The organism is Paracoccus sp. (in: a-proteobacteria), from assembly GCF_035556475.1.
In the GTDB taxonomy this organism is placed as follows: Bacteria; Pseudomonadota; Alphaproteobacteria; order Rhodobacterales; family Rhodobacteraceae; genus Paracoccus.
In genome coordinates this window covers 1-17864 of record NZ_DATMFA010000120.1, presented here as the reverse complement: position 1 = coordinate 17864, position 17864 = coordinate 1, and the positions used below count along the sequence as shown (strand labels likewise).

15 protein-coding genes are annotated in these 17864 nt (G+C 66.6%); 5 read left to right on the top strand and 10 right to left on the bottom strand.

Features of this window, described 5'->3' with window-relative positions; genetic code table 11:
• Positions 1-130 precede the first annotated feature (130 nt).
• A complete protein-coding gene (locus tag VNQ78_RS17370; RefSeq protein WP_325692121.1) occupies positions 131-1558 on the top strand; it encodes a basic amino acid/polyamine antiporter in 1428 nt (475 codons plus the stop codon).
• Positions 1559-1564: 6 nt separating this feature from the next.
• On the opposite strand, the gene VNQ78_RS17365 is transcribed toward VNQ78_RS17370, so the two are convergent.
• The 9 genes from VNQ78_RS17365 to ald form a co-directional block, all read right to left on the bottom strand.
• Positions 1565-2113, bottom strand: coding sequence for an NADPH-dependent FMN reductase (locus VNQ78_RS17365; protein WP_325692169.1), 549 nt, complete (start codon positions 2111-2113; stop codon positions 1565-1567).
• Positions 2114-2239: 126 nt separating this feature from the next.
• On the bottom strand, positions 2240-3523 hold the full coding sequence (locus VNQ78_RS17360) for an amidohydrolase family protein (protein ID WP_325692119.1): 1284 nt from the start codon (positions 3521-3523) through the stop codon (positions 2240-2242).
• Positions 3524-3533: 10 nt separating this feature from the next.
• Positions 3534-4481: an ABC transporter permease gene (locus VNQ78_RS17355; protein ID WP_325692117.1), complete on the bottom strand. Its 948-nt coding sequence runs from the start codon at positions 4479-4481 to the stop codon at positions 3534-3536.
• A complete protein-coding gene (locus VNQ78_RS17350; protein WP_325692115.1) occupies positions 4478-5527 on the bottom strand; it encodes an ABC transporter permease in 1050 nt (349 codons plus the stop codon). The genes VNQ78_RS17355 and VNQ78_RS17350 overlap by 4 nt, the downstream gene beginning before the upstream one ends.
• Entirely contained in the window at positions 5517-7052 is a 1536-nt protein-coding gene (locus VNQ78_RS17345; protein ID WP_325692113.1) for an ABC transporter ATP-binding protein, read from the bottom strand. Before VNQ78_RS17345 ends, VNQ78_RS17350 begins: the two co-directional genes overlap by 11 nt.
• Positions 7053-7058: 6 nt before the next feature.
• Positions 7059-8066, bottom strand: a complete 1008-nt coding sequence (locus VNQ78_RS17340) for a BMP family protein (RefSeq protein ID WP_325692111.1) — start codon at positions 8064-8066, stop codon at positions 7059-7061.
• Positions 8067-8317: 251 nt separating this feature from the next.
• Positions 8318-10198, bottom strand: a complete 1881-nt coding sequence (locus VNQ78_RS17335) for a bifunctional sugar phosphate isomerase/epimerase/4-hydroxyphenylpyruvate dioxygenase family protein (RefSeq protein WP_325692109.1) — start codon at positions 10196-10198, stop codon at positions 8318-8320.
• Positions 10199-10419: 221 nt separating this feature from the next.
• Positions 10420-11421, bottom strand: a complete 1002-nt coding sequence (locus VNQ78_RS17330) for a TAXI family TRAP transporter solute-binding subunit (RefSeq protein ID WP_325692107.1) — start codon at positions 11419-11421, stop codon at positions 10420-10422.
• Positions 11422-11524: 103 nt separating this feature from the next.
• A complete protein-coding gene (ald, locus tag VNQ78_RS17325; protein ID WP_325692105.1) occupies positions 11525-12643 on the bottom strand; it encodes an alanine dehydrogenase in 1119 nt (372 codons plus the stop codon).
• Between the two features lie 318 nt (positions 12644-12961).
• On the opposite strand from ald, the gene VNQ78_RS17320 reads away from it, so the two are divergent.
• Entirely contained in the window at positions 12962-15214 is a 2253-nt protein-coding gene (locus tag VNQ78_RS17320) for a mechanosensitive ion channel family protein (RefSeq protein ID WP_325692103.1), read from the top strand.
• 33 nt (positions 15215-15247) lie between these two features.
• On the top strand, positions 15248-16453 hold the full coding sequence (locus VNQ78_RS17315) for an AGE family epimerase/isomerase (RefSeq protein WP_325692101.1): 1206 nt from the start codon (positions 15248-15250) through the stop codon (positions 16451-16453).
• An 8-nt stretch (positions 16454-16461) separates the two neighbouring features.
• Here the strand turns inward: VNQ78_RS17315 and VNQ78_RS17310 are convergent, their stop codons facing one another.
• On the bottom strand, positions 16462-17142 hold the full coding sequence (locus VNQ78_RS17310) for a helix-turn-helix transcriptional regulator (protein WP_325692099.1): 681 nt from the start codon (positions 17140-17142) through the stop codon (positions 16462-16464).
• 78 nt (positions 17143-17220) lie between these two features.
• Here VNQ78_RS17310 and VNQ78_RS17305 point away from each other — a divergent pair, with 78 nt between their 5' ends.
• Positions 17221-17610: a hypothetical protein gene (locus VNQ78_RS17305; protein ID WP_325692097.1), complete on the top strand. Its 390-nt coding sequence runs from the start codon at positions 17221-17223 to the stop codon at positions 17608-17610.
• Positions 17603-17864, top strand: a 262-nt coding sequence (locus VNQ78_RS17300) for an ATP-binding cassette domain-containing protein (protein ID WP_325692094.1), incomplete at its 3' end; no start/stop codon positions are given. The genes VNQ78_RS17305 and VNQ78_RS17300, both read left to right, overlap by 8 nt.

Genomic DNA, 17864 nt, shown 5'->3' with positions numbered 1-17864 from the left:
GGGGGCAGCGCAAGATACTGCGCCGCGAGCCAGTTGCCGGAATGCATGCACCCGAGGGAAGCCGGCAGGTCCGGCTTGCTCTGCCCTTGAATCCGTGCAGATTTGAATGGGACCGCAAGGAGTGCCGGGCGTGACGAAACCCGTTCAGAAGATCGCCCTTCCAGCGCTGACGGCAATGGTCGTTGGCTCGATGGTCGGAGCGGGGATCTTCAACCTGCCTGAGCGCTTCGGTCTCGCGACCGGGCCATTCGGCGCGATCATCGCGTGGTGTATCGCCGGGGCAGGGATGTATACCCTTGCCCGGGTGATCCAGATGCTGGCAGAGCGTCGCCCGGAAATCGACGCCGGGATTTTCGGATATGCGAAAGCCGGTTTCGGAAACTATACCGGCTTCATCTCTGCCTTTGGTTATTGGCTCAGCGCCATGCTGGCCAATGCGTTTTACTGGGTTCTGATCGGCGCGACGCTCGGGACGTTCTTTCCGATATTCGGAAACGGGAATACGCCTGCCTCCATCGCCCTGTCACTGGTCGGAATCTGGGCCTTCCATTTCATGATCCTGAAAGGGGTCGAGGAAGCGGCCTATATCAATACCGTGGTCACGATCACCAAGCTCGTCCCGATTCTGGTGGCGCTTGCGGCCATGATGCTGGCCTTCAACTGGCATGTCTTCGCGGCGAATTTCTGGGGTGGCACCGATATGCCGGCAAAGCCGCTGATCATGCAGGTCAAGGATACCATGCTGATCACCGTCTTCGTCTTCATCGGGATCGAGGGGGCTAGCGTCTATTTGCGATATGCCAGAAGCCGGGCCGATGTCGGGCGCGCGACCATCCTCGGCTTCGCCTGCGTGACCGGCATGATGGTTCTGGTCACCCTGCTACCCTTTGCCATCCTGCCGCGCGCCGAGGTGGCAATCCTCAGCCAGCCATCCCTGGCGGGTGCGCTGGCGGCCGCGGTCGGCGCGTGGGGGCGCTGGTTCATCTCGATCGCGGTGATCGTCTCGGTGCTCGGTGCCTATCTTACATGGTCGCTGATCGTTGCCGAGGTGCCTTTTGCCGTCGCGAAATCCAACGACATGCCGCGCTTTCTTGGACGCGAGAGCAGTCGGAATGTCCCGGCGAATGCCATGTGGGTTTCGAATGGCATCATCACGGTTTTCCTGATCTCCTCCTATTGGGCGGCCGATGCGTTCAATTTCATGCTCGATATGGCGGCGGTTGCGGTCTTGCCGCCATATCTTCTGGTGGCGGCCTATGGCGTCCTGCTGACCCGCTCGGCTGAGGAATATTCGGATCGGCCGCGGGAACGACGGCGGGACTTCACCATTTCGGTGATCGCGACGATCTATTGCCTGTTCATGTTCCTCGCCGCCGGGATCAAGATGATGATCTTGCTGGCGGTGCTTCTGGCGCCGGGAACGCTGCTTTATATCTGGGCGAGGCGCGAGCAAAATCTGGCTCTTTTCGCCAGAAGGGAGCTTCCGCTCCTCGCCGTGGTCGTGATTGCCGCCCTGATCGGAATGGCGGGCATTCTGGCAGGGACGCTCAGCCCGTGATGCGATTCAGCGCACGGCGAGGCTGCCGGCAAAGCCAGCGATGAAATCGGTCAGTGCCGCGCGGGACTGCTCATCGACCAGTTCTCCCTCGGCGTCGAACAACCCGCCTGCGCGTGAGACCATCAGCCGCCCCTCCGTCCAGATATCGCATCTGAGCGTGCGCAGCACCGGCAGCCAGTGGTTCTGGGCCATGATCGTGCCGAAACCGCCCGGCGATGCGCCGATCACCGCGACCGGTTTACCGACGAAATGCTTCAACCCTTCGCCGCGGGACATCCAGTCGATGGCATTCTTGAACACGCCCGGAATGCCATTGTTATATTCCGGTGTCACCAGCAGCAGCCCGTCTGCGGCCTTCAGGTTGGCCTGCAGGGTGGCCACGGCGGGCGGCAGTCCACTCGCCGCTTCGACATCGCCATCGTAAAGCGGCACGTCGCGGATGCTGCCGATCTCGATTCGCGTGCCCTCGGGCGCGGCCTTGGCGGCGGCGCGCAGAAGGCCCGCATTGAACGATCCCCGACGCAGGCTGCCCGATAGCCCCATTATGGTTGTCACGACGAGTCCCTCTCGTTGGTTGATCCGGGCGACATGGCCGCCCGCGACCAGTCTGGTCTGGCGCGACAGGATCGGCAAGGCATCCCTCGCGCTGGATTTGCGGGGGGCGCGACCCTGCCTCAGCCCCTAGCCGCGATGCCGGCGCCGGACCTGTCCCGGCCGGCCCGCGATCTTCAGCTGCGCATCCCCCCTCGGCGCGCGCGAGATCACCTTGCCGCGCGAAACGACCGCGAGGCGGGCAGGGCGCAGCCGCAGCGCCTCGATCGGGTCGGATGCGTCCAGCACCACCAGCGAGGCCCGCTTGCCGACCGCCAGCCCCAGATCGTCCAGCCCCAGAATGCCTGCGTTGGTTTCCGTGACCATCTGGAAGCAGCGCGCCATCTCCTCGGGCGAGGACATCTGCGCGACATGCAGCCCCATGAAGGCCACGTCGAGCATGTCGCCGGTCCCCAGCGAATACCACGGATCCAGCACGCAATCCTGCCCCCAGCCGACGCGAATGCCATGGGCTTGCATTTCCTTGACCCGAGTGAGGCCCCGGCGCTTGGGATAGCTGTCATGCCGGCCCTGAAGCATGATGTTGATCAGCGGGTTGGCGATGGCGGAAATCCCGGCCTCGGCGATCAGGGGCAGCAGCTTCGAGACATAGTAATTGTCCATCGAATGCATCGAGGTCAGGTGGCTGGCGGCCACCCGTCCCTGCAGGCCAAGGCGCTGCGCCTCATAGGCCAGCGCCTCGATATGGCGGGACATGGGATCGTCGGTCTCGTCGCAATGGATGTCGACCATCAGCCCGCGCTCGGCTGCGATCTCGCACAGCTCCTTCAGCGAGGCCGCCCCATCGGCCATGGTCCGCTCGAAATGCGGGATGCCGCCCACGACCTCGATCCCCATGTCGAGGGCGCGGATCGTGTTCTCGCGCGCGGTCGGGTCGCGGTAGAAACCGTCCTGCGGGAAGGCGACCAGTTGCAGGTCGATGTAATCCTTGACCCGCTCGCGCAGCTCCAGCATCGCCTGCACGCCCAGCAGGCGGTCGTCGCAGGTATCGACATGGCTGCGGATCGCCAGAAGGCCGGTCGAGGCCGCCCAGTCGCAATAGGTCAGCCCGCGCTCGACCATCTCATCGACCGTGGCGATTTCTTTCAGTTCGCCCCAAAGTGCGATGCCCTCGAGCAGCGTGCCAGAGGCGTTGATGCGCGGCAGGCCATAGCTCAGCGTCGCGTCCATGTGGAAATGCGGATCGACAAAGGGCGGGCTGACCAGATCGCCCGTCGCGTCGATCACCTCGGCCGCCTGGACGTCATCCGGCAGGGCCTCGATCGCGGCGATCCGGTCGCCCTTGATGCCGATATCGGCGCGGGTTCCATCGGGAAGGGTGCCGCCCTTCACGATCAGATCGAACTGGCTCATTTTGGACCTTTCATCTTTCGCCCTTGCGGAAGGGCTGCATCAGCGCGGCCGGAACCGAAGCCCGGCGCGAGGTTAGGATCAGGGCGAGGATGGATAGCAGATAAGGCAGCATCAGGAAGATCTGATAGGGCAGATGCGCCCCGAGCGGTGTCTGCTGCAACCGGATCTGCAAGGCATCGAAGGCCGCGAAGAGGAACGCGCCGGCCACGGCCTTGCCGGGCTTCCATGCGCCGAACACGACCAGCGCGATGCAGATCCATCCGCGCCCGTTCACCATCCCGAAGAAGAACGAGTTGAAGGCCGAAAGCGTCAGGAACGCGCCACCGACCGCCATCAGCCCCGATCCGACGATCACCGCGCCCGAGCGCAGGCCCGTGACCGAAAGCCCCTGCGCCTCGACTGCGGCGGGGTTTTCGCCGACCGCGCGGATCGCAAGGCCAAGGGGCGTGCGGACGAGGATCACGGCCAGCAGGATCGCCAGCAGATAGGCGAGATAGGTCAGCGGCGTCTGGTCGAACAGCGCCGGCCCGATCAGGGGGATCTGTGACAGGCCGGGGACGGGCCAAGTCTGAAACGCCTCGATCTTGGGCGGAGAGGTGACCTCGGGCAAGGCAAGGCGATAGGCGAAATAGCTCGACGAGGTGGCAAGCAGCGTGATGCCGATGCCGACGACATGCTGCGAGAGGCCGAACAGCACCGTCAGCAGGGCGTGCAGCGCGCCAAAGACCATGCCGGTCGCGAAGGCCACCGCGACGGCCGACCACAGGTCCATGCCGGAATAGGCCGCGAACCAGCCCGCGAAGGCCCCGGCGACCATGATCCCCTCGATCCCGAGGTTGAGGACGCCCGCGCGCTCGCACAGAAGCTCGCCCAGCGTCGCGAAGATCAGCGGCGAGGCGATGCGCACCATCGCGATCCAGAAGCTGGCCGAGATCAGGATATCGACAATCTCATTCATGCGCGGCGCAACCTGTAGCGGGTCATCGTCAGGGCCAGCACCATCGCCAGCAGGGCAAAGGCCAGCAAGATGTCGGCGATATAGGTGGGAACACCCGCCGCGCGGCTCATGCTGTCCGCGCCGACAAAGATCGCGGCGACGAAAAGCGCGGCCAGCACCACGCCCAGCGGATTGAGCGCGGCCAGCATCGCGACCACGATCCCGGTATAGCCATAGCCGGGCGAAAGGTCAGAGGTCAGGTTGCCCTTGAGGCCCGCGACCTCCGAGAAACCGGCCAGAGCCGCCAGCCCGCCCGAAAGGGCGGCGGTCAGCATCACGACTCGGGGAACGCGGATGCCTGCAAAGCCTGCCGCCGCCTCTCCGGCACCGACGGCGCGCATCTCGAACCCGGCGACGGTCTTGCGGTCGAGGATCCAGATCCCGACCGCCGCGATCAGGGCAAGGGCAAAGCCCCAATGCAGGCGCAGCCCGTCGACGATCCGGGGCAGGCGCGCCTCTTTCAGCAGGGCCGGGGATTTGGGCCAGCCCATGCCCATCGGATCCTTCAACGGTCCCTCCAGCAGCATCGAGACCAGAAGCAGCATGACGAAGTTCAGCAGAAGCGTCGTCACCACCTCGTCCACTCCGAAGCGCAGCTTCAGGAAGGCCGGTCCCATCAGCATCAGCGCGCCGGCAAGCATGGCCGCCAGAGCCAGCACCGGGATCAGGATTGCCGAGGGCCAGGGCAGCGCGCCGGTGCCCAGCAGCACTGTCATCAGCGCCCCGGCGTAAAGCTGCGCCTCGGCCCCGATGTTCCAGAGTCGGGCGCGGAAGGCGACGGCGACGGCAAGCCCGGTGAAGATCAGCGGCGTGGCGCGATTGAGCGTTTCGAGCAGCGCGAATTTGGAACCTAAGGCGCCCTTGACGATCAGGCCCAGGACGGCCAGCGGATCGGCCCCGGCGATCAGGGCCAGCACCCCGGCAAGCAACACCGTCGCGCCAAGCGCGACCAGCGGCGGCAGGATCCGGCGCGCGGGGCCGGGCGCGGCGATGGGTTCAAGCCGCATGATCGAAGCCCTGACCGGCCATCCACAGGCCCAGTTCCGCCGGCTGCATCGAGCCGCGCGCGAATCCGGGCGAAAGCCGCCCCTCCGAGATGACGTGGATGACGTCTGACAAGGCCATGATTTCTTCCAGATCTTCCGAGATCAGCAGGATTGCCGCCCCGCGTTGGCGCGCCTTCAGAAGCTGCTCCTGCACGAAGCGGACGGCGCCGATATCCAGCCCGCGGACCGGCTGGTTCGCGAGGATGATTGCGGGGTTCTCCTCGAGCACGCGGCCAAGGATCAGTTTCTGCATATTGCCGCCCGAGAGCAGGCGGATGCGGGCATCCGGGCCGGGGCAGCGGATGTCATAGCTCGCGATCAGCTTTTCCGCATGGCTGCGCGCAGCGCGCCAGTCGATCCAGCCCGCGCGCGAGAACCGGGGATCGCGGATGCGCTCGATGACGGCATTCTCGGCCAGGCTGAAATCGCCGATCGTCCCGGTGTGATGGCGGTCCTCGGGGATGCGGCCGATGCCATGGCCGACCGCAAGGGCGGGGGACCAGTCGGCGACGGTCCGGCCAGCGACGATGACCTCGCCCGAGATCGGGCGGGCAAGGCCCGAGATCAGCGCCGCAAGCGCCGCCTGCCCATTGCCGGAGACGCCGGCGAGTCCGGTGATCCGCCCACCCACCAGATCGAGCGTCACGCCCGACAGGTCAGGGCGGAATCCCTCGGTCACGACGCGGTCGAACCGCATGGCGATGGCGCCCTCAGTGGCGGGGGCAAGCATGGGGGTGCTGACCTCGGCCCCGACCATCATCGCGGCAAGGCGGGTCGCATCGGTCCCGGTGGTCGCAACCTCGCCCGCGACACGGCCATGGCGCAGCACGACGACGCGATCGGCAATCGCCATCACCTCATGCAGCTTGTGCGAGATGAAGATCACCGCCAGCCCATGCGCGACCGCCTTGCGCAAGGTGGCGAACAGGGCGTCGGCCTCCTGCGGGGTCAGGACTGCGGTGGGCTCGTCAAGGATCAGGACGCGCGCCTCGCGATAGAGCGCCTTCAGGATCTCGACCCGCTGACGCTCGCCCACCGAAAGGTCGGCGATGCGGGCGTCGGGATTGACGGCAAGGCCGTATTCGTCCGCGAGCGTCTCGATCCGGTGGCGCGCCGCGCTGCGATGCTGCCGCGCCTGCCACAGCGAGCGCGTCCCGAGCAGCAGGTTGTCCAGAACGGTCAGGTTCTCGGCCAGGGTGAAATGCTGATGCACCATACCGATCCCGCGCTCCAGCGCGGCGCGGGGCTGGCCGGGCGGCAGGGGCGCGCCCAGAACCTCGATGCTGCCCTCGTCGGCCGTGTAATGGCCGAAGAGAATGTTCATCAGCGTGGTCTTGCCCGCCCCGTTCTCGCCCAGAAGGGCAAGAACCTCGCCTTCCGCGACCTCAAGCGAGATCGCGTCATTTGCAAGAACCGGCCCGAAACGCTTGGTGATCTTCGACAGACGCAGCGCGACGGGACGTGGGGGCGGGGTCAGGTCCGGCATGGGTCGTCAGTTCGCCTTCGGCTCGCTGTCGTCAACGACGACCTCGAAGCTGCCATCCTTGATCGCGGCTTCCTTGGTCGCGATCAGGTCCAGCGCCGCCTGCGGGATCTTGCCCTCGAAGGTGCCGAAGGGTGCAAGCGACGCTCCGCCTTCCTTCATCAGCGAATAGACCCCGTAATTGTCGGACTTGAACTCGCCTGCCTTCACCTTGGCCAGCGCGGCGTTCAGCGTCGGCGCGAAGTCCCACAGCGCCGAGGCAACGACGGTTTCGGGATAGTCGGCCTGCGTGTCGATGACGTTGCCGATGGCGAGGACGCCCTTCTCCTTGGCTGCGTCCGAGACGCCGAAGCGTTCCGCATACATGATGTCGGCGCCCGCCTCGATCATCGCAAGGGCGGTTTCCTTGGCCTTGGGCGGATCGAACCACGAACCGATGAAGCTGATCTGGAAGGTGGCGTCGGGCCGGGTTTCGCGCACGCCGGCGATGAAGGCGTTCATCAGCCGGTTCACCTCGGGGATGGGGAAGCCGCCGACCATGCCGATCTTGCCGGTCTGGGTCATCGCGCCGGCGACGATCCCGGTCAGATAGGACGCATCCTGAATGTAGTTGTCGAAGACGCCCATGTTCTCGAGGCTGCCATCGGGCATGAAGCTCGACCCCATGAGGAAGGCGGTCTCGGGATAATCCGCCGCGACCTCGCGCGCCTCCTGCTCGACGCCGAAGATCTCACCGAGGATAAGCTGCGCACCGCCCTCGGCATATTCGCGCATCACGCGGGGATAGTCGGTATTCGAGACATTCTCCGAGAAGGTGTATTCGATCAGCCCGGCCGCTTTCGCCGCCTCGGCTGCCTTGTGGATCCGGCTGACCCATTGCTGCTCGACCGGGACGGTATAGATGCCCGCGACCTTGATCGGCGCTTCCTGCGCATTGACGCGCATGCCGCCAAGGGCCAGACCCGCCAGACCCGTCGCGATCAGATGGCGGCGATTGATATGCAGAGATTTGGTCATTTTGTTTCCCGTATCCATCCTGTTGCGGTGCTTGTCTGACCTGCATAAGCCGGCGACGATTCTGTGGCCATGTTTGTGCAGGCTTCTTGTCGAAATGTTGGGGCTTGCTCAAGACTTGGGCAAGCTGACCTTGCGGCAAAGGATAAGCAACTGGAGGGGGTGATAGCATGCTAGCGCATTGCGCTGCCAGCCCATCCGCAGGACGGGATTGTCGCCGCCCGAGGGCAGGGCGCGAAGGGGAGGCGGCGCGGTCAGGCGCGCGGCATTCCGGTGGGACGTCCGGTGCGTTTCTGGGCGGCAATGCGGAAGGGCGCGTTCGGCGCGCCGTAGCCGTCGTAATTGCCCTGCCGCTGGACGATCTCAAGGAAGAAGCCGTCCTTGCGGGGCACGGAATAAAGCTGGAAGAACTGCCCGCCCGCATCCTCGTCATACATGATGTTGGCGTGGCGCAGCCGCTCGGTCAGGGCGGCATCAAGCCCGAAGCGCGCGGCGACGTCGTCGTAATAGTTCGCGGCGATCCGCAGCACCGGGAAGCCGCGCTCGTGCAGGGCGGCGGCGGTGGCGAAGATGTCGGCCGTCGCAAAGGCGATATGCTGGACCGATGAGCCGAGGCTTTCTTCGATGAAGCGCCCGGCAAGGGTGCGGCGCGCCTCGGCCCCGTTCAGGGTGACGCGCATCCCGCCGGTCCTGACCGCTTGCGACCGGACCAGCCCGTCGGGGTCGATCACATCGACCATGGGCGATCTCGAGGCATCGAAGATCTCGGTATAGAACAGCGACGAGCTGAGCATCTCGTCATAGGGCATGGTCTGGGCGATATGGTCGATGCCGGTGATCCCGGCCCCGGCGGGAGTTTTCCCCTCGACCCGGAAGTCGACGTCCCAGATCCGGCCGAGGTCCGAGCGGTTGTCGAGAAAGCGCAGGACGCTGCCGCTGACGCCGCGGATCGCGGGGATGGCAAGCTCGCCGCTGACGACCTCCTGCTGGTGCGGCTGAGCAAGCAGCGCGGTCGCGCGCCGGAACGCCGCCTGCGCGTCGGGCACGTCGATGCCGATTTCGGACACCGTGGTGCCATGCGCGACATAGGAGGTGCGGGCAAAGCCACTGGCATCGGTATTGACCAGCAGGTTCACATCCCCCTGCCGCCACAGCGTCACCGGCTTTGACACATGGCGGCCTGCGGGATGGAACCCGGTCGCCGTCAGCAAGGCGGAAAGCTCGGGCTCCTCCTCCTCGCTGGTGGCGAATTCGATGAACTCGATGCCCTTCACAGGGGCGGGCGGCGGAAAATCGGGTAGGTCGATCGACAGCGCAGGCTCGGCCCGGCGCGCCCGGTCCTGAAGCGAGATCAGGCTGCGATGCCCGTCCAGCGCCACAAGCCGGGGCAGGCCCGAGCGGAACTGGTCATTGAAGATCTCAAGGCTGAGCCAGCCGTCATAGCCGGTCGCAAGGACGGCGCGCATGAAGCCCGGCACATCCAGATCCCCCTCGCCCGGCATATTGCGGAAGTGGCGCGACCAGTAAAGCAGGTCCATCTCGATCGCCGGGGCATCGGCAAGCTGGACGAAGAAGATCCGGTCGGCGGGGATCGAGCGGATGGAATCGGGGTCGAGCTTGCGGCCCAGCGTATGGAAACTGTCGAGGATCAGGCCGATATTCGGGTGGTCGGCGCGGCGCACCACCTCCCACGCGTCGCGGTGGTCGTTGACGAAGCGGCCCCAGGCCAGCGCCTCGAAGCCGACGCGCACGCCGAATTGCGCGGCAAGATCGCCAAGCTCGCGGAAGTCCTGTGCCATGCGGTCGATGCCGCCCATCGCCGCCGGATGCGTGGACGAGCAGAACAGCACCAGATCGGTGCCAAGCTGGTTCATCAGTTCGAACTTGCGGGCGGCGCGGGCGAAGGCGCGGGCGCGATAGGGTTCGGGCAGGCCCTCGAAGTCGCGGAAGGGCTGGAACAGCGTGATTTCGAGGCCGTGATCGCGGACCATGCGCCCGACCTCGGCGGGGCCGAAATCCGAGGCGATGAAATCCTGCTCGAAGATCTCGATCCCGTCGAAGCCCGCGGCGGCGATGGCGGCAAGCTTCTCGGTCAGGTTGCCGGAGAGGGAGACGGTGGCGATCGAGGTTTTCATGTCGGATTCCCTTCGGCGGTTACTTGTCCTTCCGTCAGCGGACCGGGCAGTCGGCCGCGGACAGGCAAGGCGAGAGTGGCTGGTCCCGATATCCCCCCGAACCTGCCTCCGGTCAGGATGCTGGATCGGGAGCATAACGGCAATTACCGTTATGTTCTCGACATTAACGAAATGTTATTTGGCGAGGGAGGGTTCCGAGGGCCGCTGCCTTCCGGGCGTTCCTATTCGATCATCCCGGCTTCCCGGTAGAATTTCTCCGCCCCCGGATGCAGCGGAATGCCGGCCCCCTTGGTCGCATTCTCCAGCGTGATCGACCCGCCCTTGACATGGCCCGCCGCGAAAAGCCTGCGGGCGCTATCGCTGTAAAGCGCCTTGGTGATGGCGTAGATCAGTTCCTCGGGCTGGTCGGCGCTGGTCACAAGCTGCGCCCCGACCGAAAGGGTCGCGACAGTCTTGTCCTGGCCGCTATAGGTGCCGGCGGGAAAGCTGTTCGCCGCGAAAAAGCTGTAGGTCTCGCGCAGCTTGTCGGCGGCCTCGCCGTCGATCGGGATCAGCTTGATGTCATGCTGGCTGGCAAGCTCGGCAATCGCGCCCGCCGGATAGCCCCCGACGAAGAAGAAGGCGTCCATCTGGCCCTCCCGCATCCGGGTGGCAGCCTGATCGGGGCGGAGAAACTCGGCCCTCACATCGGATTCGGACAGGCCATAGCCCTCGAGGATGATGCGGGCATCGACCAATGTGCCCGAATCCGGCTCGTCCAGCGAGACGCGCTTGCCCCTGAGGTCGGCAACGCTCTCGATCCCGGCATCGGCGCGGGCGACGAGGTGGATGCTTTCGGGATAGAGATTGGCGATCAGGCGCAGCTTCTCGACCGCGGGCTGGCCTTCCCAGAGGCCGGTCCCGGTCTGTGCCCAATAGGCCACGTCGGATTGGGTGAACCCGGCCTCGATCTGGCCGGCCTCGATCGCGTTGATATTCCCGACCGAGCCGCTGGAGGCGAGGGCCGTGGCCACCAGCCCCGGCACGCCGCAGGGCCCGCCATCCCCGCAGGGTCGCGCGCCGGGTGGGCTGGAGATGGCGTTGGCGATCAGGCCGCCGATCGGATAATAGGTTCCCGCCGTGTTGCCGGTGCCGATGCGGAAGAAGGTGAGCTCCTGCGCCGCCACGCACTGCGCGAGGATGCCTATCGCGGCCACGATCCCCAGGATGAAATGTTTGCCCATGTCGCGACCCCCGCTGAAATCGGTCCGACGCTAGCATGAAAGCACGGGCAGACAGAAGCGGTGGCCTTCTCCGGCAGATCGGCGCGCGAGGGGCCGGTCTGTTTCAGCCGGCAAGCAGCATGTCGGGACTGATCGCCTCGATCCCCAGCGCGCTGCCGACGGGGGGAGAGATCAGCCGCCCCTCATGCGTGGCCAGCCCCGCCCGCAGATGCGGGTCGAGTTCGACGGCCCGGCGCCATCCGTGCTGGGCGAGCGCGAGGATGAAGGGCAGCGTCGCATTGCCAAGCGCCTGGGTTGAGGTCCGCGCCACGCCCCCGGGCATGTTCGCCACGCAGTAATGGATCACCTCGTCGACCTCATAGATCGGATCCTGATGGGTGGTGGGACGCGAGGTCTCGAAACAGCCGCCCTGGTCGATCGCCACATCGACCAGCACCGAGCCGGGCGGCATGGTGGCAAGCTGGGCGCGCGACACCAGCTTCGGCGCCGCCGCGCCCGGCACCAGCACCGCGCCGATGACCATGTCCGAGGTGGTCAGCAACTCGGCCGTTGCCGCTGCGCTAGCATATTGCGTGGTGAGCTTTCCCATGAAGATGTCGTCAAGATACGAAAGCCGCGGCACCGAGCGGTCCATGACCGTCACATTCGCGCCCATACCCACCGCGACCCGCGCCGCGGCCGCGCCGACCACGCCACCGCCGATGATCAGCACATTGGCGGGCCGGACGCCGGGGACGCCGCCCATCAGGACGCCGCGCCCGCCATTCGATTTCTGGAGTGCCCAGGCCCCGACCTGCGGCGCGAGGCGTCCGGCGACCTCGGACATTGGGGCAAGCAGCGGCAGGCCGCCGCGCGCGTCCGTCACCGTCTCATAGGCGATGGCGGTCACGCCCGAGGCCAGCAGATCGCGGGTCTGCGCCGGATCGGGCGCCAGATGCAGATAGGTGAAAAGGATCTGTCCCCGCCGCAGCATTGCACGTTCGGAGGCTTGCGGTTCCTTGACCTTGACGATCATGTCGGCCCCGGCAAAGACCGAGGCGGCATCGGGCAGGATCCGCGCGCCCGAGGCCAGATAATCCGCGTCGGGAAAGCCCGCGCCCTGACCTGCGCCCGTCTCGATCAGAACCTCATGGCCCCGGCCTGCCGCTTCGGCCACCGCATGGGGTGTCAGGCCGACGCGAAATTCCTGCGGCTTGATTTCCTTGGGGCAACCGATCCGCATGTTTTCCTCCCGTCTCGGCATGTCAGGGACAGTCTGGCATCCTAACCGGGAAAGATCCTGCCAAGTTCGCCCGGAAATTGGCAATCAGATCGAAGATTTCTGCACCGGAGGCATCAGAACGCGAATTTCCTGCCCATTTCCGGTCGGAACGGGCGGCGTCCTTCGCGCGACATGCGTGACCCTGCCGCGACATCCCTTGCAGAAAGCCCGACAGTTCCGGCGCATCCTCGAAATGCCGGTTGAAGCCATTGATGATCCACGGCTAAGTTTCCGCTGAGGCAAGGGCGCAAATCGCCGTTCGCTTGAAGGAACAGGGCTATGCAATTTGGTCGCTTCCGCATTCGAAACCTGCCGTTCGCGGCCCTTCTCCTTCTGCTCCTGCTTGGTCCATCGGTCACGCCCGCAGCCGCGCAGCAAGCCGCCGCGCCCGAGGCCGCCGGATCGGTTGCGGAAAAGATTGATGAATTGCGCAAGCTGCTGGCCGATCCCGATGTGCAGGCCGCATTGACGCAGGCCGGCGCTGAACCGGCAGCACCAGCACCCCCAACCTCGGCCCTGTCCCGTGAGGTAGCGGCGGAATCCGCGATAGATCACTGGCTGGGACGGCTTGGCGGGCATTTCTGGGCGGTGATCGGGGCGGCCCGCGACCTGCCGGGCGATCTGGCGCGCGCCGGCCACCGGGCATTGGAGCTGATCGGCGAGGCTGGCTGGCTGCGCTTCCTCCTCCCGCTTGTGATAACTCTGGGCGGGGCCTTCGGGGTCGAGGCGATCTGCGCGTGGGCCTTGCGCAAGGACGCCCACGCGACCCTGCCCGAGGCCATTGCCGCGCCCGACCCGATCCCTGCCGCCGAGGTCGAGCCCCTCTCGCCCGCCGACCCGCTCGCGGTGGAAATCGTGCCTCCTGACGTCGTTGCACCCGCCGCGTCCGTCGCCGAGGCGCCGCCCGCCGCCCTCAGGCAATTCGGGCGGATCGCCGACAAGGCTCTGCCGCTGGCGGCCTTCGTCCTGACGCTGATCGTCCTGCATACGCTGATGCGGGGGCCGGGTCAGCTCGGCCCGCTCCTCCGGCCCTGGCTGGTGGCTCTGGTCGTGATCCGCGTGGTTCGCGTCCTTGTCCGCTTTTCCTTCACCCTGCCCGATGCGTCCGACCTGCCCGAGATCCGCGATTTCTGGCTGCGCAGGCTGACGCTGATCGTCGCGGTGATGATGGGGGGAGGCGCCCTCAGCCGCAGCGCGGCGGTGCTGGGCGCGCCGATGGACTGCGTGATCCTGCTGCGCTACCTGACCGGCTTTGCCCTGATCCTGCTGACGATCCTGACGATCTGGCGCCATCCCGAAACCGCCGAACAATCCCAGGCCGCCCACCGCAAGCGGCTGATGCTGACGGTCTGGCTGGTGCTGATCGGCCTGCTGGAGCTTGTGGGCGCCATGCTGATCTTCTGGCTGGCCGTCTATGCCGTCGCGCTGCCGCCGCTGCTGCGGCAGGTCACGCGGTTCGTGCGCGGCATGTCTCCCTCCTACGCCGAACCCGGAGGAGGGCACGCGCTGAGGACCGTGCTGGCCGATCGCGGCAGCCGGGCGGTGGTGCTGATCGGCGCGACGGCCTGGCTCGTGTGGTTTCTCAAACACGATCCGGCCGGTCGTTTCCTCGACAGCGAATCCATGGGGGTGGTGATCAATGGCGCGCTGCGCGGCGTGATCATCCTGCTGTTGGCCGATCTGGCGTGGCATCTGCTCAGCGCCAAGGTCAGCGATAGCATCGCCACATCGGCCGCGGCCCATGACCCTGCCGCGCTGGCGCGGACCGCCCGGATGCGGACCCTGCTGCCGATCTTCCGCTCGGTCGCGGGGGCGGCGATCCTTGTGATCGCGGCGATGATGGTGCTGGCCGGGATGGGGGTCGAGATCGGCCCCCTGATCGCCGGCGCGGGGATCTTTGGCGTGGCCATCGGCTTCGGCTCGCAAACGCTGGTCAAGGACGTGATCAGCGGCGTTTTCTACATGATCGACGACGCCTTCCGGGTCGGTGAATACATCCAGAGCGGCAGCTACAAGGGCGTGGTCGAGGGGTTCTCGCTGCGCTCGGTGCGGCTGCGGCATCATCGCGGCCCGGTCTATACCGTGCCCTTCGGCTCGCTCGGTGCGGTCCAGAACATGAGCCGGGACTGGTCCAAGGACAAGTTCCTGCTGAACGTGCCCTTCAACACCGATGTCGAGCTGGTCCGCAAGCTGGTCAAGAAGGTGGGCCAGACCCTGCTGGACGATCCCGAACTTGGGCCGCTCTTCATCCAGCCGATCAAGATGAAGGGGGTCGAGCAGTTTACCGATTACGGCATGACGCTCGCCGTGGCGATGATCCTGCATCCGACGCCGCTGCTGACGACGATCCGCCGCCGCGCCTACAAGATGATCCACGAGGCCTTCCGCGAGAACGGGATCGAGTTCGCCTCGCCCACGGTTCAGGTCGCCGGGCATGGAAACGACGATGATCCGGGGGCGGACGAGGCGGCAGCCCTCGCGATGGAACGCAAGCGCCGCGCGGCCGAGGCCGCCAAGGCCGCCGGGGCGTGAAGCCCGGGCCGCCGCGAATCTGAGGAGACCTTCATGGCAAAGACAGCGATCCCTTCGCTTTACCCCGATCACGACCGGCTCATGGCCGAGGCCCGCGCCTTGTGGGATTTCCACGCAGCCGCCGTTGATCCAACGGGCGGGTTCCGGCCGCTCGACCTTTCGGGCAAGCCTTCGGGGGTCGCGCCGCGCGGGCAGGGGGCGGAGCGGGCGCTGCATGACGTTTGCCGGATGGTCCATTCCTACGCCCTCGCCGTGCCTGCCGGTTATCCCGATGCGCGCCGGATCGTCGATCACGGCATGGAATGGCTGCTCGGCCCGCAATTCGACGCCCGAAATGGCGGTTTCTTCTGGTCGGTCGATGATGCCGGGCCGCTCGACAGCCGCAAGCAGGCCTATGGCCATGCCTTCGTGCTGCTTGCGGCGGCATCGGCAGCGCGGATCGGCCATCCCGACGCGATGCGCCTGCGCGATCTCGGGCTGGAGGCGATCCGCCGGCATTTCTGGGACGAGGAATATGGCGCGGTCAGCGACACATTCGATGCGGATTGGAGCAATGGCCTCGACTATCGCGGCCAGAATGCCAACATGCACCTGACCGAGGCGCTGCTGGCCGCCCATGCCGCCTGGGGCGACCCCGCGCATCTGAAGGCCGCGAACCGCATTGCCGACCGCATCCTGAACCAGAATGCCCGCGCGGCGGGCTGGGTGGTGCCCGAGCATTACACCAACGACTGGCAGGTCGATCCCGGTTTTGACGGCGACGCGATGTTCCGCCCCTCGGGCACCACGCCCGGCCATGCGCTGGAATGGAGCCGGCTGGTTCTGGACCTCTGGACCCGGCGCGGGCGGGTCGACGACTGGATGCCCGAGGCTGCGGAGGGCCTCTTCCGCGAGGCGATCCGCACCGGCTGGCTGCCCAATGGTGGCTTCGCCTATACCCTGGACGAGGATCGCAAGGTCTCACGCGACTGGCGGTTGTGGTGGCCCTGCGCCGAGGGAATCGCCGCCGCCTGGGTGCTGGACAGCCTGCGCCCCGACCCCTTCTATCGCGAATGGTATGGCCGCTGCTGGGGGTTCGCCGACGCCTTTTTCATCGACCACGCGCATGGCGGCTGGTTCCACCAGATCGACGCCGGGGGCCAGCCCGCGACCGGCATCTTTCCGGGCAAGCCCGACATCTATCACGCCTTGCAGGCCTGCCTGATCCCCGCCGGCGCGATGTGGCCCGACGCGGCCTGAGCGACCGGTCAGGGCCAGGCCGCATATGAGGGCGGCTCGGCCCCGCTGCGCGCCCGGCGCCACTCTCCGGGCGTCTGACCGACATGGCGCCGGAAGGCGCGGTTGAAATAGGCCGGATCCTGATAGCCGAGGCGATAGGCGATGGCCGCGACCCGCATCGTGCTTTGCGACAGCATCCCCTTGGCCTTCTCCATCAGCATGTCATGCAGAAATTCCTGCGGACTGCGCCCGGTATGCCTGCGGACCGCCTCGCCCAGCTGAAAACGCGTGACGCCAAGCGCCTCGGCATAGCCCGCGACGCTGCGATGCTCGTGCCAATGCTGCGCGGCCAGCAGCACGAAGCGGTCGACCAGCGGCGGCTGCCATGCGCTGCGCGCGACCTCGGGCTGGGCGAGCCGCAGGAAAGCGACCAGCAGCAGGGTTGAGGCAGCCTCGGTGACCAGCCGGCCGTCGGGGCGACTCGCCTCGATCTCAGCGGCGATGTCGTCGAAAAGCATGGCCATGCGGGACTCGCGGTCTGCGGGCAGGGCCGCGGTCAAGGTGGTCTTGGGCAGGGGCGCAAGCCTGCCGCCCGCATCGCCCTGCGCGACGATGCGCGCCAGTTCCGGCGGCGGCAGGATCAGGCCGACCGAGCCCGCGCCCGCCTCGATCCGCAGGGTCTCGCGCTCGCCCGGCGGCAGCCAGGTCATCTATCCGCCGGAAAGCTGGCGATCCGCCTCGATCAGGTGCAGCCTGCCGCGCTCGATCAGGATCAGGTGGCCGTTGCGATGGTCCAGCCGAAACTCTCGCCGGGCGAGTGCCGGGTGGGGCTGGGCGACCGGCTCGGAATGCAGGCCGCGGAGCTGACCTATATCGACCAGAAGCGGCTGGAGCTTGCGCGGGCGCTGGCCGGAGAGCCGCAATTGCTGCTGCTGGACGAATGGCTCGCTGGCCTCAATCCCGCCGAATTGCAGCAGGGCATCGCGCTGATTCGCAGCCTGACGAAGGAGGGGCTGACCATCCTGATGGTCGAGCATATCATGGAGGCCGTGCGCGCGCTTTGCCCGCGCACCATCGTCATGGCCGCCGGACGCAAGCTCGCCGATGGCGAGACGCATGCGGTCCTCGCCATGCCCGAGGTCGTCGCCGCCTATCTGGGAGGCGCGGCCCATGCTTGAGATCGACGGGCTGACCCTGCGCTATGGCCGCCATCTGGCGGTGGACGGCGTCTCGCTCTGCGTCGCGCCGGGCGAGACGGTGGCGCTGCTGGGGGCGAACGGGGCGGGCAAGTCCTCGACCCTCAACGCGATCTGCGGCCGGGTCAGGCCAGAGGCAGGACAGGTGCGGCTTTCGGGTGCGGACCTTCTGGCACTGCCGCCGCACCGGATCGTCGACACGGGCATCGCGCTGGTGCCCGAGGGGCGCGGGATCT

Excerpts from the sequence above, each read along its gene's own strand:
- VNQ78_RS17360 (WP_325692119.1), bottom strand. The coding sequence starts at position 3,523 with ATGAGCCAGTTCGATCTGATCGTGAAGGGCGGCACCCTTCCCGATGGA.
- VNQ78_RS17345 (WP_325692113.1), bottom strand. The coding sequence starts at position 7,052 with ATGCCGGACCTGACCCCGCCCCCACGTCCCGTCGCGCTGCGTCTGTCG.
- VNQ78_RS17305 (WP_325692097.1), top strand. The coding sequence starts at position 17,221 with ATGGTCCAGCCGAAACTCTCGCCGGGCGAGTGCCGGGTGGGGCTGGGC.
- VNQ78_RS17340 (WP_325692111.1), bottom strand. The coding sequence starts at position 8,066 with ATGACCAAATCTCTGCATATCAATCGCCGCCATCTGATCGCGACGGGT.
- VNQ78_RS17355 (WP_325692117.1), bottom strand. The coding sequence starts at position 4,481 with ATGAATGAGATTGTCGATATCCTGATCTCGGCCAGCTTCTGGATCGCG.
- VNQ78_RS17350 (WP_325692115.1), bottom strand. The coding sequence starts at position 5,527 with ATGCGGCTTGAACCCATCGCCGCGCCCGGCCCCGCGCGCCGGATCCTG.
- VNQ78_RS17315 (WP_325692101.1), top strand. The coding sequence starts at position 15,248 with ATGGCAAAGACAGCGATCCCTTCGCTTTACCCCGATCACGACCGGCTC.
- ald (WP_325692105.1), bottom strand. The coding sequence starts at position 12,643 with ATGCGGATCGGTTGCCCCAAGGAAATCAAGCCGCAGGAATTTCGCGTC.
- VNQ78_RS17310 (WP_325692099.1), bottom strand. The coding sequence starts at position 17,142 with ATGACCTGGCTGCCGCCGGGCGAGCGCGAGACCCTGCGGATCGAGGCG.
- VNQ78_RS17330 (WP_325692107.1), bottom strand. The coding sequence starts at position 11,421 with ATGGGCAAACATTTCATCCTGGGGATCGTGGCCGCGATAGGCATCCTC.
- VNQ78_RS17320 (WP_325692103.1), top strand. The coding sequence starts at position 12,962 with ATGCAATTTGGTCGCTTCCGCATTCGAAACCTGCCGTTCGCGGCCCTT.
- VNQ78_RS17335 (WP_325692109.1), bottom strand. The coding sequence starts at position 10,198 with ATGAAAACCTCGATCGCCACCGTCTCCCTCTCCGGCAACCTGACCGAG.